Raw genomic sequence first — 22203 nt, 5'->3', positions numbered from 1 at the left:
TCTCGTTCAGAAGGGAGCCCCGGGCCCCACGCGTGACGTGGGGCCTAGGCGGTTTACCAGCTGAAATCCTTGGCCTTGGCCTGGTCGATCAGGGCGATATCCACGGGGATGCTGGCGGGTACATGGGAGCCCCATTTTTTTGCCAGGGCGATGCCCAGCGCCAGACGGATCTGATCACGAGGGTACTGGGCCGAGGTGGCGATAAATTTGCTGCCCGGCTTGAGGATGGCCTTGATCGCTTCCGGCGCGCCGTCGACGCTGACCAGCTTGACATCCATGCCGCTGGCCTCGATGGCCGACAGGGCGCCGAGGGAACCATTGTCATTGACGCTGAAAATACCCTTGAGGGTGGGTTGGGCCTGGAGCATGTTTTCGGTCACGCTCAGGGCCTGGTCACGTTCCTGCTTGCCGTTCTGAATGCTGACGATCTTGATCTGCGGGTGCTTGGCCACGGCCTCCTTGCAACCGCGCACACGCTCCAGGATCGGCACCACGGCGATGCCGTCGAGGATTGCGATATTGCCCTGGTCACCGATGCTCTTGGCCAGGTATTCACAGGCCTGGAACCCGGCATCGAAGTTTTTTGAACCGACGAAGGAATCCAGCGGCCCGTCGGCCTGGGCATCCACGGCAACCACCACCACACCCGCAGCATGGGCCGATTTGACGGCGGACTGCACGCCGACCGAATCCGTGGGGTTGATCAGCAGGATGTCGATGCCCTTTTGCAGCATGTCTTCGACGTCACTGACCTGCTTGGACACGTCGTGGCGGGCATCGGTGATGATCAATTGCGCACCGATGGTCGCCGCCGCTTCTTGCAGGGCGTCTTTCATGGTGACGAAGTACGGGTTGTTGATTTCCTGGAAGGACGCGCCGATGCGCATGGGGGCCGGTTTGGTCTCGGCCAGGGCGACGGTGGAGATGCTTAAAGCCAACAAACACAGGGTTTTGCGAAGCATTTTCATGGCGTGAGTCTCAGTTTTGTTTTTATTTTCAGAGCGAATGTTATCGTTAACATTTCGCCAGAAACTAACAAGGAAATGAGGTGGGCGCAAGCCCCTTGCGATATTCCCGATGGGGCGGGCTTGCTTGGGCTCAGCTCGCAAAATCCTCGGGCCGGGCTAAGCTCACTCACCAACAAAAAATACAACGGGCTACGCCATGACCCATCCCACCGAGGCCTTTCGCCAACGCTACCGCGCCGCTGTCCACCCACGCTACAACCCGTGGCTGCATGCCGGTTTTGTGCTGAGCTACGGTTTGTCCTGCATCCTCCTGGCCTGGGGCAGCACCCAGCACATCCAGGCCTGGGAATGGCTGACCATCCCCCTGACCCTGGTGTTCTTCAACCTGTGCATCTACCTCGTGCACCGCCACCTCGGCCATCGTAAACACGGTTTTTCCAAGCTGTTCTATGCACGCCACACCGGCGATCACCACAGTTTTTTCACCCCCGGCCATATGACCTACGACAGCCCCAGGGATTGGCGGGTGATCCTGTTTCCTGCCTGGCTGATCATCCTCCACAGCCTGGCCATCACCCTCCCCGCCTGGTGGCTGCTCAAGCAGTTCAACCCCAACGTGGCGGGGCTGTTCGCCGGGTGCATGATCCTGGGTTACCTGCTTTACGAAATCTTCCATGCCTGTGAACACTTGCCCCCTGCCCATCCCCTGGCCCGCCTGCCGTGGATCCGGCACATGCACCAGCTCCACGCGCTGCATCACCGCCGTGAGTTGATGCAGGGGCGCAACTTCAACATCGTGCTGCCGCTGATGGACTACCTGTTCGGCACACTGCACTGGGAGCCCGCCACGCCCCCCTCCCAAGAGCCTCGGGAAGCACCATGAGTCAAAAAATCCGTCACTGGCTGCTACTGGTATTGATCGCGGTCGTCGCCTTCCTGCTGTTGATGCCCACCCCGGTGCAACCGGTCAATTGGACACCGCCCAAGGCCCCGTCGCTGCAGGAGGAGCCCTACCGCGAAAACCAGCGTCTGAAGGGCATCCAGCGCATCGGCGCCCAAGGCATCGACGGGCCTGAAGCGTTGCTGGTGGATGCCAAGGGGTTTCTGATTACCGGGCTGCATGATGGGCGGATCATCCGCACCGCGCCCGACAGCCAGGCCCTGGAGGTGCTGGCCCAGACCGGGGGCCGGCCGCTGGGCCTGGCCCAACACCCGGACGGGCGCCTGATCATTGCCGATGGGATCAAAGGCCTGCTGGCCCTGGACGGCCAGCGCACACTGACCACCCTGAGCACTAGTGCCAATGGCCTGCCCTTCGGCTTTACCGATGATGTAACGGTGGATGCTGCCGGGCGCTACGCCTACTTCAGTGACGCGTCGAGCCGCTGGGGCTATGGCCAGGATGGTGAGGCAGTGATCGAGCATGGTGGCGATGGCCGGTTGTTGCGCTATGACTTTCGCAACGGCCAGACCGAGGTGTTGCTCGATCAGTTGCAATTTGCCAACGGCGTGGCGCTGGGGCCGGATGAAGACTATGTGCTGGTCAATGAAACCGGGGCTTATCGCATCAGTCGCTATTGGCTCAGGGGCGACAAGGCTGGCAGCCATGACCTGTTTATCGACAACCTGCCGGGGCTGCCGGACAACCTCAGCTTCAACGGCCGCGACCGCTTCTGGGTGGCCCTGTACTCCCCGCGCAATCCCTTGCTCGATGGCTTGGCCGGTTACCCGGCGGTACGCAAGATGGTGGTGCGAGCGCTGATGGTGGTGCCCAAGCCCGTGGAGCGCAAAGCCTTTGTACTGGGGTTGGATGTGCATGGCCAGGTGGTCGCTAACTTGCAGGATGGCAGCGCGGGCAATTATTCGCCGGTGACCAGCGCGCGCGAGTCTGGCGACTGGCTGTACCTGGGTTCGTTGAAGAACACCAGCCTGGCGCGGCTGCCGCTGAAACTGGCGTTGAACCCGTAGGCGCCGGCTGGCCAGCCAGTGCCTACGGGAATGGAGCGGTCAGCGCACGATGGTCTGGCTGCAGATATGCCCCAGGCTGACGTACTGCGTGATATTGCCGCCTACACCCACGCCCGGGAACTCCTTGAGTTCAATGCGCCAGCCGCCCATGTTGAACCAGGTCCGCCAGTTGTACGTCTGGCCGGACGAGCTGTCCGGGTAGACCACATTGAGATCGCCGGAGCAACTGCCCAGGTCGACATTGCCGGATGCCGCACCGGTGATACCGGTCTTGGCCTCGTAGTTGACCCAGTGGTACTGGTTACTGTCATCAAAACGCTTATCGACCCTGAGCACCGGGGTCACGCCCCGCAGTGGCTCGCCGGTACTGTCCGACCATTGGGTGCTCCAACTCAGGCTGCGGGAGGCCTGGGTGGCCAGTTGCATGATCGAACTGGGGATACGCACCACGTTGTCGCCGTTCACATTGCTCTGGTTCAGGCGCGGCGCCGACCCCAGGGTCAACTTGTATTGCGCCTTGGGGTTGAGGGCTACCGCCGGGTTGGCTCGCACCCGCACTTTGACGATGTAGCCAGGGGTCAGGCTTGGATAGGTGGAGGTGTTGTTCGGCTGGATCACCACCCAGTTGTTGCCATCGAAACGCTCGAAGATCCACTGGTTGCGGGTGCCCTCGTCGTCATCGCCGAGGAACATGCCCACGCCCTGGCCACGCAGGGAGGTGAAGTCGAAGTAATCGACATCGTTGACGCTATCGAGGTTGCCGGTCACCTGGTTCAGTGCATCCGGCAGGGCGAATGCGCTTTGTGCGGTGTCGTTGGGCTCGAAGGCATCGATATTGCTGTCCACCGCCACGCCAAAACTGAATTGCGCATTGCTCGCGGTGTTGGCCACCATGTACCAGTAGTAATCGCCGGCAGGCATCACGCCGTTAAGGTATTCATCGGCGCTGCCTGCGTTATCAGAGGTGCCCAGCGGTGTCAGGTTGCCCTGGCCGTCGTCGTGGAACAGGGTCAGCGACATATCGGTGCCGGCACTCTGGTTCAGCAGTTGGACCTGGATGCGCGCGCTTGTAGGCAGATTGAAGTGGTAGGCGATTTGCGCCCCGGTCTCGACCCCGGTGAGGGTGTAGAGGGTATTGATATCAAGCGTCGGGAACAACGGTGTAAAGGCCGCAATCGCTGCGCCCTGTAGTTCGCTTGGTTTTTGCAGACCGTCAACGACCGCTTCCACCGCCTCACTGTTCACTGCTGCCTTGCTTGCCACAGCCTTGGACTTGCCGACCTTGGCCGCCTTGAGTTTTTGCTTGAGTTCGGCCGACAGCTTCGACGACTCAACCTTGCCACCCGCTCTAAGCGCCTGATCGACCGCAGACTTGACCGCCTGGGCCGCGAGTTTTGCAGGTGCTTGCGCAGGGTATTGTTCGGCCAGGGCAAAGGCCGAAACAAAGCAGGAGGCCGCCATGGCCGCGCCTAGCATAAAGGCTTTTTTCGATTTCATTTTTTATCCATCCATAGTTAAAAAATTTGTGGCTTGGGTGCGCGGTGAAATCCGTTCACCTGGGATGGACTGTAGAAGATAACTGTATATATGTACAGTATATTTTTTGATTGAATGCAAGCAAAGCTACCCCCTGCGTCAAACGCGCCAAACCATCACAGCCAAGCAGGCCTTGCAACAAACCAAGGCAATTTTTTCACATCGCTTTCACTGGCCGACCACGCCCCGCCCCCTAAATTGCCCGGCAACGCAAACAGCTGTGCCTCAGGTGCCAGGGTGAAGAGTGTGGTTGACATGAATCGCCCAGAAGGGCCCCGGGCAAACACCTTCAAACAGTCATGGCTGCGTTTCATCGCGCTCCTTACCCTGTGCCTGGTGATCATGGGCGCGATACTCTGGCCGACCTCGCCGCAGAACCTGAGCGTCGGCAATCGCCTGGTCACTTCAGGGGCCCTGGCGGCCTGGCGCAGTGGCAACCTGATTGTGCTGGTGCGCCATGAAGAACGCTGCGACCGCTCCAACAACCCCTGCCTGGGCCCTGCGGATGGCTTGACCCGCCCCGGCAGTGTCTCGGCGGCGGCAGTGGGTAGCGCATTCCAGACCCTGGGCATGTCCCACAGCGATGTATTGAGCAGCCCCACCACGCGCACGGTGCAAACCTCGCGGTTCATGTTCGGTGAAGCCCATGTGTTACCCGACCGCTTGACCTTGTGCGGCACGGCCCTTGTGCACGAACTGCCTGCCCACAAGATCGCCGGGCGCAACCTGTTGCTGGTCACCCACAGCGAATGCATCGGCGAGCTGGAACGGGTACTGGGCTATCCCCATGCCGATGGCGCCGAATACGGCAGTTCGCTGTTTGTCCAGGTGAGGGCTAACGGCAAGCTCAAGGTGCTGGGTGTACTGAACAGCCAGGACTGGGCCACCGCCCTTGGGCACCTTTAGTGCTCAGCTCATGATATCGCTGCGCCGCAGTTGTCCCTGCACCTGCAGCAGGAAGGTCGGTTCGTTGGGGTTCCCAGAAATCTGCAACGTGCTCATGTTCAACAGCGGATCATAGTCCACGATAGCTTCGCCGCTCGCCCCGGAAAAACGCCTGACAAACTGCAACGGTTTATCGCCCAATTGCGCTCTGAGACCTGACACATCGACCTGGTCTTGCCCACTGACAAAGTCGTGGATCCGGTCCGGCGCCGCAGCGCTGGACTCGTTGGTTTTGCCGTAGACAAAGATGTCATTGCCTTCGCCCCCCCACAATGAGTCGGCCCCCTCGGCGCCGTAGAACACATCGTCGCCATCACCACCGTGCAGCTCGTTATTCGCGGCGTTGCCCACCAGCCAGTCGTTGCCCGATCCGCCAATGGCATTCTCGATCGTCACGCCATAAGCAATGGCCACGTTGCCTTTAAGGCCCCCCACATCAGAAAACGTACCGGCCCCGAGGCTTATTTTCTGGTCCTGGCCATAGCCCGAAAAATCCAGGGTGTCGGTCCCGCCGCCATCCCAAATGGCAGCGACCATCTTGTCGCCATGACTCTTGATACTCAGGAAGTCGCGATTCGTATTGGAGTTGAAGCCATAGGTGGTGTCGTCATTACGGGTCTTGAAATTTGCGCCATATTGGCGTTGGTAAGCCGTTATATCGTCCAGTTGCGGCGCCGATGAACGAAAACCGTCATGCCGCATATAGCCGGTACGCTCGCCCCGGTAACTCATGTTGGTATGGCTTTGCGAGTCTTCATGGAAATCGAATTGGGCATGGGGAGCGCTGGCATCGTAGTGACCGGGATGCCGCAGCCCCATGGCGTGCCCCAGCTCATGGATAATCGTGTGCCGCCCCGCATCGCCAAGGGTCGCATTGACCATGTACTGATCGTCATCCGTGCTTAAAAACCACACTTCGCCACCACGGCTGCTGCCCGGCAGGACTGCAAAGGAGTAGCCGCTCTGGGGCTTGCCATTGCTGCCGATCATTTGCCCATAATTGCCGAGGGTAATGTGCCCATCGCTGTTGGCTGTCTTCGGCCCTTCGCTGAACGTGACGTTCGCCACATCCGCAATGGACTCAAGGCTGCGCCTGGTTTGTTGCCTTTGATTTTCGAGGATATGGGTGAACCCGGTCATTTTCTGCCAGACCGCCTTGGGGTCGGCAGGCGCGGGGCGAAACGTGTAGGAGACCTGGCGGATACCGTCACCGTTCTTGTCCGGCCAGCCCGAACTGGCACGCCATAGCGATTGGGCCGCCTCTTCAGTGGTCTTGGATGGCAAGCCATTGTGCTGGATGCCGCCACCGCGATCATCGCGATGGCGAAACTGGTCAATCGTTCGGAACAGCGGGCTACCTTGCATTGCAGAGGTCGACATGGCGGTGGCTCCTTGAAGTTTCAGATCCGGGGCGCACGGTTGAGTACGCTCCGCAGACTGAACCTTGAAGGATCCGTACCCGCTGGGGTATCACGAACGGTCTGCATTTCCTATAGGAAACGGCACTTCGTAGACCTTTGGTCACACGCGGATACAGCCATCACCCCGGCAACGGGATCACCCGCAACGGCCTGACCGACTTATAGGAAAAGCTCGAATAGATTTCCTTCACGCACGGCAATGTCTGCAACACCTCGCGGGCGAACTCGCCAAAGGACTCCAGGTCCTTGGCCACCACTTCCAGCAAAAAATCATAACGCCCGGACACGTTATGGCAGGCGACGATTTCCGGGATGTCCAGCAGCCGCTGTTCAAACGCCCGGGCGATTTCCTTGGAGTGGGTGTCCATCATGATGCTGACAAAAGCCGTGACCCCGTAGCCCAGGGCCTTGGGCGAGAGGATCGCCTGGTAGCCGCTGATCACGCCACTGTCTTCAAGGTTCTTGACCCGGCGCCAGCACGGCGAGGTGGTCAGGGACACCCGCTCGGCCAGTTCGGCGACGGTCAGGCGGGCGTTGCCTTGCAGGGCGTTGAGCAGGGCTTTGTCGGTACGGTCCAGATGGCTGGGCATGTCTTGCCTCAAATCATTATTTTTATGGGGTTTCATCCTTCGCCAACGGTTTTTTTCGGCAAAGTAGGCAACGTTCGGCCTCGATTATGAGCATAGCATTGTAGGAAATAAGGAGTGTCCGACATGCACAATAAACACAACACATTCGGCTTTTCTACCCGTGCCATTCACCACGGCTACGATGCGCAAGACCATCACGGTGCCCTGGTGCCGCCGATCTATCTGTCGGCGACCTTCGCCTTCCCTACCGCCGAATACGGCGCGGGGTGTTTTGCCGGCGAAGAAAGCGGGCACTTTTATACACGCATTTCCAACCCGACCCTGGCGCTGCTGGAGTCACGCATGGCCACCCTGGAGGGCGGCGAGGCGGCGGTGGCGTTCAGTTCCGGCATGGGCGCGATTGCCGCGACCTTCTGGACCTTGTTGCGCCCCGGCGATGAGGTGATCGTCAGCCAGACTTTGTACGGCTGCACCTTCGCCCTGCTGCACCACGGCATTGGCGAGTTCGGCGTCAAGGTGCGCCATGTCGACCTGTCGGACCTCGACGCCCTGCGCGCCGCACTCTCCCCCGCGACCCGCATGATCTACTGCGAGACCCCGGCCAACCCCAACCTGCAATTGATCGATATTGGCGCCGTGGCCAGGATCGCCCACCAGCAACCGAACATCACCGTGGTGGTCGACAACACCTACTGCACCCCCTACCTGCAACGCCCGCTGGAACTGGGCGCGGATGTGGTGGTGCATTCGGCCACCAAGTACCTCAGCGGGCATGGCGATATCACCGCCGGCATCGCCGTCAGCCGCCACGACCTGGCACAGCGCCTTCGCCTGCAAGGCTTGAAGGACCTGACGGGGGCCGTCCTGTCGCCCCAGGACGCCTTTTTATTGATGCGCGGCCTCAAAACCCTGGCCCTGCGCATGGATCGCCATTGCAGCAATGCCCAGGCCGTGGCCGAGGCCCTGCAGGCCCACCCGGCGGTCGAGTCGGTGACCTACCCCGGCCTGCGCTCCTTCCCACAATACGAGTTGGCAGCACGTCAGATGAAACTGTCAGGCGGCATGATTGCCTTTGAACTCAAGGGCGGCATCGCCACGGGCAGGCGCTTTATGAACGCGCTCAAGCTGTTCAGCCGCGCAGTCAGCCTGGGCGATGCCGAATCCCTGGCCCAGCACCCGGCGAGCATGACCCACTCCACCTACACCCCGGAAGAACGTGCCCAGCATGGGATTGGCGAAGGGTTGGTACGGTTGTCGGTGGGGCTGGAGGATATCGCGGACCTGCTGGCCGATCTTGAGCAGGCACTGGCGCATTGCGTCAAGCGCACACCGGCGAGCAAACCGGCGACCCATTCCGTGTAGGAATGGCGGTTATTTCACCAGCCGGGTTTCCTTTGAAGGGCGGTAGCCGAAGTAGGCGCTGTAGCATTTACTGAAGTGGCTGGGCGACACAAACCCGCAGGCCACCAGCACATCGACCTGAGACAGTTCGGTGTGCTGCAACAGGCGCCGGGCCTCGGTGATGCGCAGCTCCAGGTAATAGCGCTGCGGTGTGGTGCCCAGTTGCTCGCGGAACAGGCGCTCCAATTGGCGTCGCGAGCGCCCGGCATACACCGCCAGTTGCTCCAGGGCCAGGGGCTCTTCGAGGTTGGCGTCCATCAGGCGCACCACTTCACGCAGCGGCGCGCTCACGCAGATATTTTCGGCGGGCTTGATCCGCCGGTACCGCGACTCCTCAAAGGCCAGGATATCTTCGATGCCCTCCACCAGCGCCTTGTCGTGCAGGCTCTTGATCCAGTCCAGGGCCATATGGAACGCACCGGATGGGCTGGATGCGCTGAGGCGGTCGCGATCGATCACATAGGGCTCGCTGCTGACCTGGGTGGCCTTGGCGATTTCCGTCAAGGCCGGGCGATGTTCCGGGTGAATGGCACAGCGATAGCCGTCCAGCACCCCGGCCTTGCCCAGAAACCACGCACCGTTCCATAGGCCGGCGAGGATCACGCCCTGCTGCGCGGCGGCCTTGAGCAGTTCGATAAAGCTTTCGCCGGCCTTGAGCTGGGTGCGATAACCGCCGCAAATCACCAGCAGGTCGAGGTCGGCCAGCGCGCTGTGTTCAAGGCGCGCGTCCGGGCGAATCACCAGGCCCAGGTCGCTGGTCACCTCCTGCCCGTCCAGGCCGAAGGTGCGCGAAGTGAACAGCCCCGGGCGCAGCAGGTTGGCGGTGATCAGGGTGTCCAACGCCTGGGTGAAGGCCGGCAGGGAAAAGTGCTCCAGCAACACAAACCCCGCACGCACCCGGCGCGGGGCCTGGCCCGGGGTTTCGTTCAGGTAGCGCAGGTTCTTGCCTTTCATCCCACCGCTAAATTGCCGTCTTTGCATGGGGGTTCGACCTGTCTGCGGCGCCATCGCCGGCCAGCGCTTAGGGCTTGATGTTTTTCAACTGGTTGAGCAATTCGAGCAGTTGCTGCAACTGCTCTTCGCCGAACTGTTCCTGGATCTTCTGGTAGTTGCTTTCCATCCCCGCGCTCATCTCGACGAAGCACTGCTGCCCCTGCTCGGTGAGGGTCACGAACACCCGGCGCTGGTCTTCGCTGGACTTGCGCCGGCGCACCAGGCCATCGCGCTCCAGGCGGGCCAGCACGCCGGTCATGCTCGGTTTGAGGATGCAGGCCAGGTGCGCCAGTTGATGGCTCTCCAGTTCGCCTTGCTGGCGCAGGATACGAATCACCCGCCACTGCTGTTCAGTCAATTGATGTTCATTGAGCAGCGGCCGGAAAAACGCCATGGCGGCTTCGCGGGCCTGCAACAGGGTCAGCGTCAGGGAAGGTCTGGGAGTGGACATGGCTCACGCACAAAAGAGATCGAAGCGTCGAAGCTTAGGGTCGGCTCCATGGGCATGCAAGCTGGCCGCCGCAAAAACTCGTTAACCTCGATATGAATTATTTTAAATCGGCACAAATTGTCTACCCATAATAAATATAACATGTTAACAATATGCTACTCCCTTCAGCGATCCGAAGGGCGATACCTACAAAAACAACAAAAGGAATCTGTCATGCATTTGCGCCTCCTTCCCCTGGCGGCCAGCGCCGGCCTGTGCGCTACGTTCAGCCCCTTGAGCGCCTACGCCGAGTTTATCCAGGACAGCAAGGCCAGCCTCGACCTGCGCAACTTCTATATGAACCGCGACTTTCGCCAGACCAACGCGCCGCAGAACAAGGCCGATGAATGGGCCCAGGGCTTTGTGCTGCGCCTGGAGTCGGGCTACACCGAAGGCCTGGTAGGCTTTGGCGTGGATGCCCTGGGCGAATTGGGGGTCAAGCTCGACTCCAGTCGCGACCGCCGTGGCACCGGCCTGCTGGCGTATGGCGCCAGCCAGCAACCGGTCGCCAATTACAGTGAACTGGGCCTGACGGCCAAGGTGCGGGTCTCGAAAACCGTGCTCAAGGCCGGCACCCTGCAGCCGCAATTGCCCGTGGCCGCCTACAACGACACCCGGCTCCTGCCCTCGACCTATACCGGCGAGCTGGTCACCTCCCAGGACATCGCCGGCCTGACCCTGAACCTGGGCCGCCTGGAAAAACAGAACCTGCGCGACTCTTCCAGCAACGACCCGATGAGCTACGCCGGCGTCGACAGCAGCCACCTGGACCTGGCCGGCGGCACCTATGCCATCACCCCACAGCTGGCGACGACTTACTACTACGCACAAATGCAGGACATCTATCGCCAGCACTTCATCGGCCTGGTACACGACCTGCCGCTGGGCAACGGCATGAGCCTGCGCAGCGACCTGCGCTACTTCGATACCCGCGAGCAAGGCAGCCATGAACTGCGCGGCGCCTCGCGGGTAGACGGCGGGCGCATCGACAACCGGTTCTTCAACGGCATGCTGAGCCTGTCGGCAGGGGCCCACAAGGTGGGCCTGGGCTATCAAAACCTTTCGGGCGACGGTGATTTCGCCTACCCCGGCATGGACCCCTATTCGGTCAACCTGGTGACCATCAACGTGTTCACCAAGGCCCAGACCGATGCCTGGCAGGCGCGCTATGACTACAACTTCGCTGCCCTCGGCCTGCCGGGGCTGACCTTTATGACGCGCTATGTGGATGGCAGCCATGTGCAAACCGCCAGCGTGCGCAATGGCCGCGAATGGGAGCGCGATACCGACCTGACCTACACCGTGCAGAGTGGGCCGCTGAAAAACGTCAACGTCAGGCTGCGTAACGCAACCCTGCGCTCGAGCAACGGCCTGACCAGCGATATCGACGAAAGCCGCATCATCATCGGCTACAGCCTGGCGTTGTGGTGATCAGCGCAGGCCTGCTTGGCGCAGGCGGTACTCCCCCGGCGTCATCTGCGCATAGCGCTGGAAGAACCGGCTGAAATAGGCCGGGTCCTTGAAGCCCAGCTGGTAGCAGATTTCATTGGCGGAACTGCCGGTAAACAGCAGCAGGCGCTTGGCTTCCTGCATCAGCCGTTCAAGCACCAGGCGCTTGGACGGCAGGTCGGCAATGCGCCGGCATACGTCGTTGAGCCGCGCTTGGGTGACGCCAATTTTTTCGGCGTACGCCGACAGCGGCCAATGCAGCAAATAGTGGTCTTCGATCAGCTCATTGAAGCGATGGAAGATACGCAAGTCTTCGTGGCGCGCCGGGAGTGCTTCCAGGGAGTTGGCGCACAGGCGCAGCAGGCTGATCATGATCAGGCGGGTCAGGCTTGCCAGGGCCGCCGCCCGCCCCGCGCCGGTGCTGTTGATCTCCCCGCTCAACTCGTCGAACAGCCACTCCAGCCGCTTGATCTCGGGCTCGAACACAGGCGCCAGGCGGGCCAGCGCCACACAGGCGGGCGGGATCTGCGGCCCGGGCGCCAGGCTCGGGTCGGCATCGACCAGCGCCCGCACCCACTGCTGGCGCACGGTCAGTACGTGACCATCGGCGTCGGCTTCAGTGACAAAGGCATGGGCCACCGTGGGCGGCGTGAGGAAAAACATCGGCCCCGATTCCAGGTACTGCTGGTCATCAAGATAGACCCGCACCGCGCCGCTCTTGACGTAATGCACCTGGAAAAACCGGTCATGCCGATGCACGGGCATGTTGCGCCCGAAAAAACCCGCCAGGTTGCCGAGCCGGTCGTAATGCACGTCGGCATCGCTGTAGCGCTGGTCGTAGACCTGGCCGATGTTGATGTTGGGGATCGGTTTCACAGGCGTCTCTTTATTGTTTTTTGCACCCGATGATTTTGCCACGCTTGACGGTAGTTAACATATTAATTATAACGTTAACACATTAACGAACTGCCTCCAGAGCAGTCGCCATCGCCAGGAGAAATGCATGAGCCGTACCCTGCATGATGTTGCCAGCGGCACCCTGTTCGGCGTCGCGCTGAACTACCAGGGCTTGCTGAACCAGCGTCTCGCCGAATTCGAGCAGCCGCCGTACCAGAAGCCGCCGGTCAAGCCGGTGCTGTTTATCAAGACCCCCAACACCCGCAACAGCCACGCCGGCATCGTGGTCCAGCCCCACGGCGAACGCCTGCAACCGGGCCCGGCCCTGGGCGTGGTGATCGGCAAAAGCGCCAGCCGCGTCAGCGTGGAAAATGCCCTGGAGCATGTGGCGGGCTATGTCATCGTCAATGAGTTCAGCCTGCCGGAAGACAGCTACTACCGCCCCGCCGTCAAAGCCAAGTGCCGCGACGGGTTCTGCGCCCTGGGCCCTGAACTGGTGGCCCGCGAGCAGATCGCCAACCCTCACCAGTTGAGCCTCAAGCTGTTCGTCAACGGCGAGTTGCGCCAGCAGAACACCACGGCCAACTTTGTGCGCGACATTCCCCGGCTGATCGCCGAGATCAGCGAATTCATGACCCTGCATGCGGGCGATGTGCTGATCACCGGTACGCCTGAAGGCCGGGTGGATGTACAGCCCGGCGACACCGTCGAAGTCGAGATCAGTGGCCTGGGCCGCCTGGTCAACCACATCCAGGCCGAGGAACAGCCATGAAACACGCGCGTATCCGTTTTGAAGGCCAGGTCCATCAGGTCCACGTCGAAGAGTTCAATGCTGTGCGCCTGGCTGACGGCCGGCTGCTGGCCGAAGACCAGGTGCAATGGCTGCCACCGGCCACCGGCAATATGTTCGCCCTGGGCCTGAACTACGCCGACCATGCCGCCGAACTGGCCTTCGCCCCGCCGACCGAGCCGCTGGCCTTTATCAAGTCGCCAGGCACCTACACCGGGCATAACCAGGTCACCTGGCGCCCGGACAACATCGCCTATATGCACTACGAGTGCGAGCTGGTGGCGGTGATCGGCAAACCGGCGCGCAACGTCAAGCGCGAGGACGCCCTGGCGTACCTGGCCGGCTACACCGTGTGCAACGACTACGCGATCCGCGACTACCTGGAAAACTACTACCGCCCCAACCTGCGGGTGAAAAACCGCGACGCTACCACCCCGGTCGGCCCATGGATCGTCGATGTGGCCGATGTACCGGACCCGGGCAACCTGACCCTGCGCACCTGGATCAACGGCGAGTTGCGCCAGGAAGGCAGCACCCGCGACATGATTTTCGATATCCCCTACCTGATCGAATACCTGTCCAGCTTCATGACCCTGCAACCCGGCGACATGATCGCCACCGGTACCCCTGAAGGCCTGGCCGATGTAGTGCCCGGCGATGAAGTGGTGGTGGAAGTGCAAGGCGTCGGCCGCCTGGTCAACCGAATTGTCAGCGAGGCGGACTTTTTCGCCGCCCGCAAAGAGGCTTGAGCACCATGATCAAACACTGGATCAACGGCCGTGAGGTCGAAAGCAAAGACACCTTCATCAACTACAACCCCGCCACCGGCGAGGCGCTTGGCGAGGTGGCCAGCGGTGGCGCCGAAGAAGTCGCCCAGGCCGTAGCTGCGGCCAAGGAAGCCTTCCCGAAGTGGGCCAACACCCCGGCCAAGGAGCGCGCGCGCCTGATGCGCAAGCTCGGCGAGCTGATCGAGCAGAACGTGCCGCACCTGGCCGAACTGGAAACCCTGGACACCGGCCTGCCGATCCATCAGACCAAGAACGTGCTGATTCCACGGGCTTCGCACAACTTTGATTTCTTCGCCGAAGTCTGCACACGCATGGACGGCCACAGCTACCCGGTGGACGACCAGATGCTCAACTACACCCTGTACCAACCGGTGGGGGTGTGTGCGCTGGTGTCGCCGTGGAACGTGCCATTTATGACCGCCACCTGGAAGACCGCCCCGTGCCTGGCCCTGGGCAACACGGCGGTGCTGAAGATGTCCGAGCTGTCGCCTTTGACTGCCAACGAACTGGGGCGCCTGGCCCTGGAAGCGGGGATCCCCAAGGGCGTGCTCAACGTGATCCAGGGCTATGGCGCCACCGCCGGCGATGCCCTGGTGCGTCACCCGGATGTGCGGGCGATCTCCTTTACCGGCGGCACCGCCACCGGCAAGAAGATCATGCAGAGCGCCGGCCTGAAGAAGTACTCCATGGAGCTGGGCGGCAAGTCGCCGGTGCTGATTTTTGAAGACGCCGACCTCGAACGGGCCCTGGATGCCGCGCTGTTCACCATCTTCTCGCTCAACGGCGAGCGCTGCACCGCCGGCAGCCGGGTGTTTATCCAGGAGAGTGTGTACCCGCAGTTCGTCGCCGAGTTCGCCGCCCGCGCCAAACGCCTGATTGTCGGTGACCCGCAAGACCCGAACACCCAGGTGGGTTCGATGATCACACAAGCCCACTATGACAAAGTCACCGGTTACATCAAGATTGGCCTCGAAGAAGGCGCCAACCTGGTGGCAGGCGGCCTGGAGCGGCCGGCCAACCTGCCGGCGCACCTGGCACGCGGGCAGTTTATCCAGCCGACCGTGTTCGCCGACGTCAACAACAACATGCGCATCGCCCAGGAAGAGATCTTCGGCCCGGTGGTGTGCCTGATTCCCTTCAAGGACGAAGCCCAGGCCCTGCAACTGGCCAACGAGACCGAGTACGGCCTGGCGTCCTATATCTGGACCCAGGACATCGGCAAGGCTCATCGCCTGGCCCGTGGCATCGAGGCCGGCATGGTGTTTATCAACAGCCAGAACGTGCGCGACCTGCGTCAGCCGTTCGGCGGGGTCAAGGGCTCGGGGACCGGTCGTGAAGGCGGCCAGTACAGCTTCGAAGTGTTCGCCGAGATCAAGAACGTGTGCATCTCCATGGGCAGCCATCACATCCCGCGCTGGGGCGTGTAACTGTGGAAGCGGGCTTGCCCGCGATGCTCGTCAACGATAACGCTGACGTTCAGGGTTAACGCGCTGACCTTGGGTTTTTCGCGAGCAAGCTCGCTCCTACACGGTCCGTAGCGCACCAACAAGAATAATGAAATCAGGAGAATGATCATGGGTGAAATAGTCCTGGCGGCGAAAATCTGCCACGTCCCTTCCATGTACCTGTCGGAACTGCCGGGCAAGCACCACGGTTGCCGCGCCGCGGCGATTGCCGGCCATAAGGAAATCGGGCGCCGCGCCCGTGAACTGGGGGCCGACACCGCCGTGGTGTTCGATGTGCACTGGCTGGTCAACAGCGGCTATCACGTCAACGGCGGCGAGCGATTCCAGGGCACCTACACCAGCAACGAGCTGCCGCACTTCATCAAGAACATGGAGTACGCCTACCCCGGCTGCCCGGAGCTGGGCGAGCTGATTGCCGCCGAAGCCAACCTGGCCGGGGTGCGCACCATGAACCACAACATCCCGAGCCTGGAGCTGGAATACGGCACCCTGGTGCCCATGCGCTACATGCACATGGATGTGCCCGATGAGCAGAAATTCAAGGTGATCTCCATCGCCGCCTGGTGTGCCTGGCATCGCCTGCAAGACAGCTTCGCCTTCGGGGCCGCCGTGCGCCGGGCCATCGAGAAGAGTGATCGCAAGGTGCTGGTGCTGGCCTCCGGCTCCTTGTCGCACCGCTTCTCCGACGACCGCGAAGCCGAAGCCAATATCCACAACTGGACCCGCGAGTTCGACAAGCAAGTGGATATGCACGTCGTGCAGATGTGGCGTGAAGGCCGCTTCAAGGAGTTCTGCGCGATGCTCCCGGACTACGCCGAACACTGCTTTGGCGAGGGCAAGATGCACGATACCGCGATGCTCCTGGGCTTGCTCGGCGGGCCTGAGTACAACCGCCCGGCCGAGATTATCACCGAGCCGTTCGGCAGCTCCGGCACTGGCCAGATCAACGCCATTTTCCCGCTCTGAGTCCCCCCAGATGTGGGAGCTGTCTCGCCCGGCGAGACAGCTCCCACATTAAATCGCGAACAGAAGGAGGCTTTGCATGCCACATTTCATCGCCGAATACACCGACAACCTCGACTCCCAGGCCGACCTGCCAGGGCTGTTTGCAAAGGTCCACCAGGTGCTGGGAGACAGTGGCGTGTTCCCCCTCGCCGGCATCCGCAGCCGCGCGGTGCGCCTGGACACCTGGCGCATGGCCGATGGCAAGCACGACTACGCCTTCGTCCACATGACCCTCAAGGTCGGCCACGGTCGCGACCTGCCGACCCGCCAGGCGGTGGCTGAAACCCTGTTCAGGGTGATCACCGAGCACTTCGCCGCCCTGCAGGCACAACGGCTGCTGGCCCTGTCCTTCGAGATGATCGAGCTGCACCCGCAGTTGAACTTCAAACAGAACAACGTCCATGCATTTTTAAGTAACCAGGCGGGTTGACCCCCGCCTCCCCCCAACGGCCTCTCAGACAAAAAGTACAACATCATGAGCACAGCCAATACCGCACACAGCGTCACCCTTGCCGAGCATGATCGCACCCACAGCACCGTCACCTGGCGCCTGATGCCGTTGTTGCTGATCTGTTACCTGTTTGCCCACCTGGACCGGATCAACATCGGGTTCGCCAAGATGCAGATGAGCAGCGACCTGCACTTCAGCGACACGGTGTATGGCTTCGGCGCCGGCCTGTTCTTTATCGCCTACGCCCTGTTCGGCGTGCCCAGCAATATCGCCCTGGACCGGGTCGGGCCACGGCGCTGGATCGCCTGCCTGATGGTAGTGTGGGGCATCCTGTCCACCAGCATGTTGTGGATCGAAAGCTCCACCGGCTTCTACGTCCTGCGTTTTTTGCTGGGGATGGCCGAGGCGGGTTTCTTCCCGGGGATCCTGGTGTTTCTCAACCGCTGGTACCCGGCGCGCCGCCGGGCGCAGATCACTGCCCTGTTCGCCATCGCCGTGCCCATGGCCGGGGTGATTGGCGGGCCGCTCTCGGGGGCGATCCTGGAGCACTTCCACGACTTTGGCGGCATGCGCGGCTGGCAGTGGATGTTCCTGATCGAAGGCGCCCCCGTGGTGCTGCTGGGCCTGGTGGTACTCAAGTACCTGCCGGACAGTTTTGAAACGGTGAAATGGCTGCAACCTGCGCAAAAGCAACAATTGCGCGAGCAACTGAACACCGAGGAAAAGCGCAAATCCATCACCTCCTTTGGCGGCATCCTGCGCGACCCGCAAGTGTGGCTGCTGGTGGCGATTTACTTTGCGGTGATGCTGGCGGTCAACACCCTAGCGTTCTGGATGCCCACCCTGATCCACGGCGCCGGCATCGGCCGCGACAGCCAGGTCGGCCTGCTGAGCGCCGTGCCCTACCTGGCCGGCTGCTTCTTCATGATCGGCTGCGGGCGCTCCTCGGACCGCCACCGCGAACGCCGCTGGCACTTGTGCGTGCCGCTGCTGATGGCCGCCGCCGGGATTGCCGTAGCGGGCCTGGCACCGGGCAACTCGCTGGTGGTGATGGGCGGCCTGATTGTCGCCGGCATGGGCGCCAGCGCCGCGCTGCCGATGTTCTGGCAACTGCCGCCGGCCTTCCTGTCCAACTGCACCCAGGCGGCCGGGATCGCCATGATCAGCTCGTTTGGCAGCATCGCCTCGTTCCTCGCGCCCTACCTGATCGGCTGGATGCGCGACACCACCCAGAGCGCCAGCCTCGCCCTGTACGTGCTGGCGCTGTTTATCGCCCTTGGCGGCCTGCTGGTGCTGCGCACCAACGCTGCCATCGTCAACCCTCAGTAAGAGACCCTTGTCATGCTTGATCCACAGCTCATCCTGCAAGCCGCCGCCCAGCTGGACCATGCCGAACGCAGTCGCGAACAGGTACGCCAGTTTTCCCTTGAGCATCCGGCGATCACGATCGAAGACGCCTACGCCATCCAGCGCGCCTGGGTCGCCCAGAAGATCAAGGGCGGGCGCAAGCTGGTCGGGCACAAGATCGGCCTGACCTCGCGGGCGATGCAGGTGTCGTCGAACATCACCGAACCGGACTACGGTGCGCTGCTCGATGACATGCTGTTTGAGGAAGGCACCGACATTCCGTTCGAGCGCTTTATCGTGCCGCGGGTCGAGGTCGAACTGGCCTTCATCCTCGGCAAACCGCTCAAGGGCCCCAACTGCACGATTTTCGATGTGCTCGACGCCACCGAGTGGGTGATCCCGGCCCTGGAAATCATCGACGCGCGTATCCAGCAGATCGACCCACACACCAAGGCCACGCGCAAAGTGTTCGACACCATCTCCGACAACGCCGCGAATGCTGGTGTGGTCATGGGCGGCCGCGCGGTGCGGCCAACCGAGATCGACCTGCGCAAAGTGCCGGCGGTGCTGTACCGCAACGGCGTGATCGAAGAGTCCGGGGTCTCGGCCGCCGTGCTCAACCACCCGGCCAAGGGTGTGGCCTGGCTGGCAAACAAGCTGGCGCCCTACGACGTCACCTTGCTGCCGGGGCAGATCATCCTCGGCGGCTCGTTTACCCGGCCGGTGGCGGCCAGCCCGGGCGATACCTTCCATGTCGACTACGACATGCTCGGTTCGATTTCCTGCCGCTTCGTCTGACATCTGGAGGATTGATTCATGGACATGCCTGTCAACCGCTTCAAACAGCGGCTCACCCGCGGTGAAACGCAGATCGGCCTGTGGCTGGGCCTGGCGGATGCGTACAGCGCGGAGTTGGCGGCCAATGCCGGTTTCGATTGGCTGCTGATCGACGGCGAACACGCGCCCAACGACTTGCGCGGCATGCTCGGCCAATTGCAGGCCGTGGCGCCCTACGCCAGCGAGGCGGTGATCCGTCCGGTGATCGGCGATACCGCATTGATCAAGCAGGTGCTGGATATCGGCGCACAGACCCTGTTGGTGCCGATGGTCGAAAGCGCCGCCCAGGCCCGGGAGCTGGTGCGCGCCATGCGCTATCCGCCCCAGGGCATCCGTGGTGTGGGCAGCGCCCTGGCACGGGCTTCGCGCTGGAACAGCATCGACGGCTACCTGGACCAGGCCGACGCGCAGATGTGCCTGCTGGTGCAGATCGAAAGCCTCGAAGGCCTGGCCAACCTTGACGCAATTGCCGCCGTCGAGGGGGTGGACGGGGTGTTTATCGGCCCGGCGGACTTGAGTGCCTCCATGGGCCACCGGGGCAATCCGGGGCACCCAGATGTGCAAGCGGCAATCGAAGATGCCATTGCGCGGATTCGCCAGGCGGGCAAGGCGGCGGGAATTCTCAGTGCCGATGAGAAACTGGCCCGGCGCTACATCGAGTTGGGCGCCGGGTTTGTCGCGGTGGGGGTGGATACCACGGTGCTGATGCGTGGGTTGCAGGGGTTGGTGGGCAAGTTCAAAGACAAACCCGCGCCAGCGAGCACTGGTGGCGTGTACTAATCACCCTCCAACACCGCAGAACCCAATGTGGGAGCGGGCTTGTGTGGGAGCGGGCTTGCTCGCGATGGCGGTGTATCAGTACCAAATTTATTGGCTGACCCACCGCCATCGCGAGCAAGCCCGCTCCCACATTTTGGATGTGTGGTGTTTCAACGCTTGATGCTTTTCAGCTCATCGAGCAACCCCAGCAAAGTCTGCAATTTCTGCGCCCCCAACTGTTCCTGCAAGCGCTGGTAGTTGGCCTCCATGCACTGGCTCATGGAGGCAAAACTCGCCCGGCCCTTGTCCGCCAGGGTCACCAGGACCCGCCGTTGATCCTGCTCGGCCTTGCGCCGATGGATCATCCCCGCCGCTTCCATGCGCACCAGCACGCCCGTCATGCTCGGCTTGAGGATGCAGGCCAGTTCCGCCAGTTGGTAAATCTCCAGTTCGTCGTGTTGATTGAGGATGCGGATCACCCGCCATTGTTGCTCGGTCAGGCCATGTTCGTTCAGCGAGGGGCGGAAAAAACTCATGGCCGCTTCGCGGGCCTGTAGCAAAGTGAGGGTCAAGGACTGCCGGGGTTTGAGCATAGAGTCAGGGTCACGTGCTATTTAGTTAATGTTTTAACGAAACTCTAACATCCCCACTCCGCGCAAGCGCTATAACTTAGGGGTCGCGCACGTTCATGGCGCGCTGAATCAAAAGCCCCGGCACGCAGGATCAAGACATTGCTGGCGCCAGGGGCCCTAATGAAGACATCTGCTTTAGAGCCTTCCTTCACTTTTCAGGCGGCGCCATGATCAACATTGAAACCCCCACGTATTACACCGCGACCAAGAAGTACAACCTGAGTTTCCCCACCCTGGAACAGGACATCGAGGCCGACGTCGTGGTAATTGGCGGCGGCTTTTCCGGGATCAATACCGCCCTGGAACTGGCAGAAAAAGGCATCACCCATATCGTCGTGCTGGAGGCGCGCTACCTGGGCTTTGGCGGCACCGGGCGCAATGGCGGGCAGATCATGGCCGGCATCGGCCACGACCTGGAGAAGATCAAGCAAGACGTCGGCGAAGACGGCCTGCGCCAGGTGTTCGAGATCAGCGACCTGGGCGCCGACATCATCAAGGCGCGGATCGCCAAGTACAACATTGATGCCGACTTCTGCCACGGCTACGGCTATATGGGCTTTAACGCCCGCCAGGAAAAGACCCTGCGGGCCTGGGAAAAAGACTTCAAGTCGCTCAACAGCCAGCATGAAATCCGCTTTCTCGGCGGCTCCGACGTGAAGCAGATCATTGGCTCCGACGCCTACAGCAGCGCCCTGCTGCATATGGGCGGCGGGCATGTGCACTCACTGAACCTGCTGCTGGGCGAAGCCAGCGCCCTGGCCGGCCATGGCGTGCAAATCTTCGAGAACAGCCCGGCGCTGGAGGTCAGCTATGGCGAGCGCATCACCGTGCGCACCGGACGCGGCTCGGTCAGGGCCAGCAAGCTGCTGTGGGCGTGTGACAGCTTCCTCAACAAGCTGGAGCCGGAGCTGCATCGCTCGACCATCAACACCTACGCGTTCCAGATGATGACCGAGCCGTTGAGCGAAGAACTGATCCGGCGCATCAGCCCGATCCGTGGGGCCTACAGCGATATCCGCCCGGTGATCGACTACTACCGCGTGACCAACGAAAACCGCCTGCTGTTCGGCGCCGCCACGCCGCTGGTAGAGCACATTCCCGGCGACTTGAAAGCCTGGAACCGCAAGCTGATGCTGAAGATTTTCCCCTACCTCAAGGACGTGAAGATCGACCTGGCCTGGGGCGGCCCGATGGCCTGCAGCCCCAACCTGTTCCCCCAGGTCGGCACCCTGCCGGGGCGTAGCAATGCGTTTTTCGTCCAGGGTTACTCGGGCTTTGGCGTCACCCCCAGCCACATCATCTGCAAGGTCCTGGCCGAAGGCATGAGCGAAGGCTCGGCGCGCTATGACCTGGTCAGCTCGATCCACCGCCCGACGATTATCGGCAAGGATGCAATCCGCCCCCTGCTGCTGACCGCCGGCAAATCCTGGCACCAACTGTCCGGTTACTGGAATGGTCGCCGCTAATCCC

At 61.8% G+C, this 22203-nt stretch carries 22 protein-coding genes; 14 read left to right on the top strand and 8 right to left on the bottom strand.

The window, feature by feature from the left end; all coding sequences use genetic code 11:
• Nucleotides 1–53: 53 nt before the first annotated feature.
• The gene (locus tag BLL38_RS04295; protein WP_076961417.1) at nucleotides 54–968 is read right to left on the bottom strand and encodes a substrate-binding domain-containing protein; all 915 of its coding nucleotides are present in this window, start codon (nucleotides 966–968) and stop codon (nucleotides 54–56) included.
• A gap of 196 nt (nucleotides 969–1164) precedes the next feature.
• Between BLL38_RS04295 and BLL38_RS04290 the strand changes: the two genes are divergently transcribed.
• The gene (locus BLL38_RS04290; RefSeq protein ID WP_076961416.1) at nucleotides 1165–1851 is read left to right on the top strand and encodes a sterol desaturase family protein; all 687 of its coding nucleotides are present in this window, start codon (nucleotides 1165–1167) and stop codon (nucleotides 1849–1851) included.
• Entirely contained in the window at nucleotides 1848–2936 is a 1089-nt protein-coding gene (locus BLL38_RS04285; RefSeq protein WP_076961415.1) for an SMP-30/gluconolactonase/LRE family protein, read from the top strand. Before BLL38_RS04290 ends, BLL38_RS04285 begins: the two co-directional genes overlap by 4 nt.
• A 39-nt stretch (nucleotides 2937–2975) precedes the next feature.
• On the opposite strand, the gene BLL38_RS04280 is transcribed toward BLL38_RS04285, so the two are convergent.
• Entirely contained in the window at nucleotides 2976–4433 is a 1458-nt protein-coding gene (locus BLL38_RS04280) for an ATP synthase subunit B family protein (RefSeq protein WP_076961414.1), read from the bottom strand.
• Between the two features lie 294 nt (nucleotides 4434–4727).
• Here BLL38_RS04280 and pmrG point away from each other — a divergent pair, with 294 nt between their 5' ends.
• Nucleotides 4728–5378, top strand: coding sequence for a lipopolysaccharide core heptose(II)-phosphate phosphatase PmrG (pmrG, locus tag BLL38_RS04275; RefSeq protein ID WP_076961413.1), 651 nt, complete (start codon nucleotides 4728–4730; stop codon nucleotides 5376–5378).
• Nucleotides 5379–5381: 3 nt separating this feature from the next.
• Here pmrG and BLL38_RS31640 read toward each other — a convergent pair whose 3' ends face one another.
• Nucleotides 5382–6797 carry a M10 family metallopeptidase C-terminal domain-containing protein gene (locus tag BLL38_RS31640; protein WP_076961412.1) on the bottom strand — a complete coding sequence of 472 codons (1416 nt, stop codon included), beginning with the start codon at nucleotides 6795–6797 and terminating at the stop codon, nucleotides 5382–5384.
• Between the two features lie 160 nt (nucleotides 6798–6957).
• Nucleotides 6958–7428: an Lrp/AsnC family transcriptional regulator gene (locus tag BLL38_RS04265; protein ID WP_076961411.1), complete on the bottom strand. Its 471-nt coding sequence runs from the start codon at nucleotides 7426–7428 to the stop codon at nucleotides 6958–6960.
• Between the two features lie 123 nt (nucleotides 7429–7551).
• On the opposite strand from BLL38_RS04265, the gene BLL38_RS04260 reads away from it, so the two are divergent.
• Nucleotides 7552–8790 carry a methionine gamma-lyase gene (locus BLL38_RS04260; RefSeq protein ID WP_076961410.1) on the top strand — a complete coding sequence of 413 codons (1239 nt, stop codon included), beginning with the start codon at nucleotides 7552–7554 and terminating at the stop codon, nucleotides 8788–8790.
• 9 nt (nucleotides 8791–8799) lie between these two features.
• Here the strand turns inward: BLL38_RS04260 and BLL38_RS04255 are convergent, their stop codons facing one another.
• On the bottom strand, nucleotides 8800–9810 hold the full coding sequence (locus BLL38_RS04255; RefSeq protein WP_090413001.1) for a GlxA family transcriptional regulator: 1011 nt from the start codon (nucleotides 9808–9810) through the stop codon (nucleotides 8800–8802).
• Between the two features lie 40 nt (nucleotides 9811–9850).
• A complete protein-coding gene (hpaR, locus tag BLL38_RS04250; RefSeq protein ID WP_076961408.1) occupies nucleotides 9851–10273 on the bottom strand; it encodes a homoprotocatechuate degradation operon regulator HpaR in 423 nt (140 codons plus the stop codon).
• Between the two features lie 213 nt (nucleotides 10274–10486).
• Between hpaR (BLL38_RS04250) and BLL38_RS04245 the strand changes: the two genes are divergently transcribed.
• On the top strand, nucleotides 10487–11743 hold the full coding sequence (locus BLL38_RS04245) for an OprD family porin (RefSeq protein WP_076961407.1): 1257 nt from the start codon (nucleotides 10487–10489) through the stop codon (nucleotides 11741–11743).
• Here BLL38_RS04245 and hpaA read toward each other — a convergent pair whose 3' ends face one another.
• Complete coding sequence (gene hpaA, locus BLL38_RS04240; protein WP_076961406.1) at nucleotides 11744–12637, bottom strand: 4-hydroxyphenylacetate catabolism regulatory protein HpaA; 894 nt, start codon at nucleotides 12635–12637, stop codon at nucleotides 11744–11746. It abuts the gene before it with no gap.
• Nucleotides 12638–12764: 127 nt separating this feature from the next.
• On the opposite strand from hpaA, the gene BLL38_RS04235 reads away from it, so the two are divergent.
• The 8 genes from BLL38_RS04235 to hpaI all read left to right on the top strand — a co-directional run bounded on the left by BLL38_RS04235 (nucleotide 12765) and on the right by hpaI (nucleotide 20122).
• The gene (locus tag BLL38_RS04235; RefSeq protein WP_076961405.1) at nucleotides 12765–13430 is read left to right on the top strand and encodes a fumarylacetoacetate hydrolase family protein; all 666 of its coding nucleotides are present in this window, start codon (nucleotides 12765–12767) and stop codon (nucleotides 13428–13430) included.
• Nucleotides 13427–14197 carry a fumarylacetoacetate hydrolase family protein gene (locus BLL38_RS04230; RefSeq protein ID WP_076961404.1) on the top strand — a complete coding sequence of 257 codons (771 nt, stop codon included), beginning with the start codon at nucleotides 13427–13429 and terminating at the stop codon, nucleotides 14195–14197. Before BLL38_RS04235 ends, BLL38_RS04230 begins: the two co-directional genes overlap by 4 nt.
• A gap of 5 nt (nucleotides 14198–14202) precedes the next feature.
• Nucleotides 14203–15663, top strand: a complete 1461-nt coding sequence (gene hpaE / locus BLL38_RS04225) for a 5-carboxymethyl-2-hydroxymuconate semialdehyde dehydrogenase (RefSeq protein ID WP_076961403.1) — start codon at nucleotides 14203–14205, stop codon at nucleotides 15661–15663.
• A gap of 147 nt (nucleotides 15664–15810) precedes the next feature.
• Nucleotides 15811–16668 carry a 3,4-dihydroxyphenylacetate 2,3-dioxygenase gene (hpaD, locus tag BLL38_RS04220; protein WP_076961402.1) on the top strand — a complete coding sequence of 286 codons (858 nt, stop codon included), beginning with the start codon at nucleotides 15811–15813 and terminating at the stop codon, nucleotides 16666–16668.
• Between the two features lie 76 nt (nucleotides 16669–16744).
• Nucleotides 16745–17137: a tautomerase family protein gene (locus BLL38_RS04215; RefSeq protein ID WP_076961401.1), complete on the top strand. Its 393-nt coding sequence runs from the start codon at nucleotides 16745–16747 to the stop codon at nucleotides 17135–17137.
• Between the two features lie 45 nt (nucleotides 17138–17182).
• Nucleotides 17183–18487 carry an MFS transporter gene (locus BLL38_RS04210; RefSeq protein WP_076961400.1) on the top strand — a complete coding sequence of 435 codons (1305 nt, stop codon included), beginning with the start codon at nucleotides 17183–17185 and terminating at the stop codon, nucleotides 18485–18487.
• 12 nt (nucleotides 18488–18499) lie between these two features.
• Nucleotides 18500–19303 (top strand): 2-oxo-hept-4-ene-1,7-dioate hydratase, encoded by an 804-nt coding sequence (hpaH, locus tag BLL38_RS04205; protein WP_057441657.1) that lies wholly within the window; start codon nucleotides 18500–18502, stop codon nucleotides 19301–19303.
• 18 nt (nucleotides 19304–19321) lie between these two features.
• Nucleotides 19322–20122 carry a 4-hydroxy-2-oxoheptanedioate aldolase gene (hpaI, locus tag BLL38_RS04200; protein WP_076961399.1) on the top strand — a complete coding sequence of 267 codons (801 nt, stop codon included), beginning with the start codon at nucleotides 19322–19324 and terminating at the stop codon, nucleotides 20120–20122.
• 149 nt (nucleotides 20123–20271) lie between these two features.
• On the opposite strand, the gene hpaR (BLL38_RS04195) is transcribed toward hpaI, so the two are convergent.
• Nucleotides 20272–20694, bottom strand: coding sequence for a homoprotocatechuate degradation operon regulator HpaR (gene hpaR / locus BLL38_RS04195; protein WP_076961398.1), 423 nt, complete (start codon nucleotides 20692–20694; stop codon nucleotides 20272–20274).
• Nucleotides 20695–20900: 206 nt separating this feature from the next.
• Between hpaR (BLL38_RS04195) and BLL38_RS04190 the strand changes: the two genes are divergently transcribed.
• Nucleotides 20901–22199 carry an NAD(P)/FAD-dependent oxidoreductase gene (locus tag BLL38_RS04190; RefSeq protein WP_076961397.1) on the top strand — a complete coding sequence of 433 codons (1299 nt, stop codon included), beginning with the start codon at nucleotides 20901–20903 and terminating at the stop codon, nucleotides 22197–22199.
• Nucleotides 22200–22203 lie beyond the last annotated feature (4 nt).

This window comes from Pseudomonas gessardii, assembly GCF_001983165.1.
Taxonomy (GTDB): domain Bacteria; phylum Pseudomonadota; class Gammaproteobacteria; order Pseudomonadales; family Pseudomonadaceae; genus Aquipseudomonas; species Aquipseudomonas gessardii.
This window is presented reverse-complemented; position numbering and strand designations above follow the sequence as displayed.

What these genes read in the sequence shown, in the direction of transcription:
- BLL38_RS04265 (WP_076961411.1), bottom strand. Translation starts at nt 7,428, where the DNA reads ATGCCCAGCCATCTGGACCGTACCGACAAAGCCCTGCTCAACGCCCTG.
- BLL38_RS04290 (WP_076961416.1), top strand. Translation starts at nt 1,165, where the DNA reads ATGACCCATCCCACCGAGGCCTTTCGCCAACGCTACCGCGCCGCTGTC.
- BLL38_RS04190 (WP_076961397.1), top strand. Translation starts at nt 20,901, where the DNA reads ATGATCAACATTGAAACCCCCACGTATTACACCGCGACCAAGAAGTAC.
- hpaE (WP_076961403.1), top strand. Translation starts at nt 14,203, where the DNA reads ATGATCAAACACTGGATCAACGGCCGTGAGGTCGAAAGCAAAGACACC.
- hpaR (WP_076961408.1), bottom strand. Translation starts at nt 10,273, where the DNA reads ATGTCCACTCCCAGACCTTCCCTGACGCTGACCCTGTTGCAGGCCCGC.
- BLL38_RS04215 (WP_076961401.1), top strand. Translation starts at nt 16,745, where the DNA reads ATGCCACATTTCATCGCCGAATACACCGACAACCTCGACTCCCAGGCC.
- BLL38_RS04230 (WP_076961404.1), top strand. Translation starts at nt 13,427, where the DNA reads ATGAAACACGCGCGTATCCGTTTTGAAGGCCAGGTCCATCAGGTCCAC.
- BLL38_RS04260 (WP_076961410.1), top strand. Translation starts at nt 7,552, where the DNA reads ATGCACAATAAACACAACACATTCGGCTTTTCTACCCGTGCCATTCAC.
- BLL38_RS04295 (WP_076961417.1), bottom strand. Translation starts at nt 968, where the DNA reads ATGAAAATGCTTCGCAAAACCCTGTGTTTGTTGGCTTTAAGCATCTCC.
- hpaH (WP_057441657.1), top strand. Translation starts at nt 18,500, where the DNA reads ATGCTTGATCCACAGCTCATCCTGCAAGCCGCCGCCCAGCTGGACCAT.
- BLL38_RS04255 (WP_090413001.1), bottom strand. Translation starts at nt 9,810, where the DNA reads ATGCAAAGACGGCAATTTAGCGGTGGGATGAAAGGCAAGAACCTGCGC.
- BLL38_RS04210 (WP_076961400.1), top strand. Translation starts at nt 17,183, where the DNA reads ATGAGCACAGCCAATACCGCACACAGCGTCACCCTTGCCGAGCATGAT.
- hpaR (WP_076961398.1), bottom strand. Translation starts at nt 20,694, where the DNA reads ATGCTCAAACCCCGGCAGTCCTTGACCCTCACTTTGCTACAGGCCCGC.
- BLL38_RS04285 (WP_076961415.1), top strand. Translation starts at nt 1,848, where the DNA reads ATGAGTCAAAAAATCCGTCACTGGCTGCTACTGGTATTGATCGCGGTC.
- BLL38_RS04235 (WP_076961405.1), top strand. Translation starts at nt 12,765, where the DNA reads ATGAGCCGTACCCTGCATGATGTTGCCAGCGGCACCCTGTTCGGCGTC.
- BLL38_RS04245 (WP_076961407.1), top strand. Translation starts at nt 10,487, where the DNA reads ATGCATTTGCGCCTCCTTCCCCTGGCGGCCAGCGCCGGCCTGTGCGCT.
- pmrG (WP_076961413.1), top strand. Translation starts at nt 4,728, where the DNA reads ATGAATCGCCCAGAAGGGCCCCGGGCAAACACCTTCAAACAGTCATGG.
- hpaI (WP_076961399.1), top strand. Translation starts at nt 19,322, where the DNA reads ATGGACATGCCTGTCAACCGCTTCAAACAGCGGCTCACCCGCGGTGAA.
- BLL38_RS31640 (WP_076961412.1), bottom strand. Translation starts at nt 6,797, where the DNA reads ATGTCGACCTCTGCAATGCAAGGTAGCCCGCTGTTCCGAACGATTGAC.
- hpaD (WP_076961402.1), top strand. Translation starts at nt 15,811, where the DNA reads ATGGGTGAAATAGTCCTGGCGGCGAAAATCTGCCACGTCCCTTCCATG.
- BLL38_RS04280 (WP_076961414.1), bottom strand. Translation starts at nt 4,433, where the DNA reads ATGAAATCGAAAAAAGCCTTTATGCTAGGCGCGGCCATGGCGGCCTCC.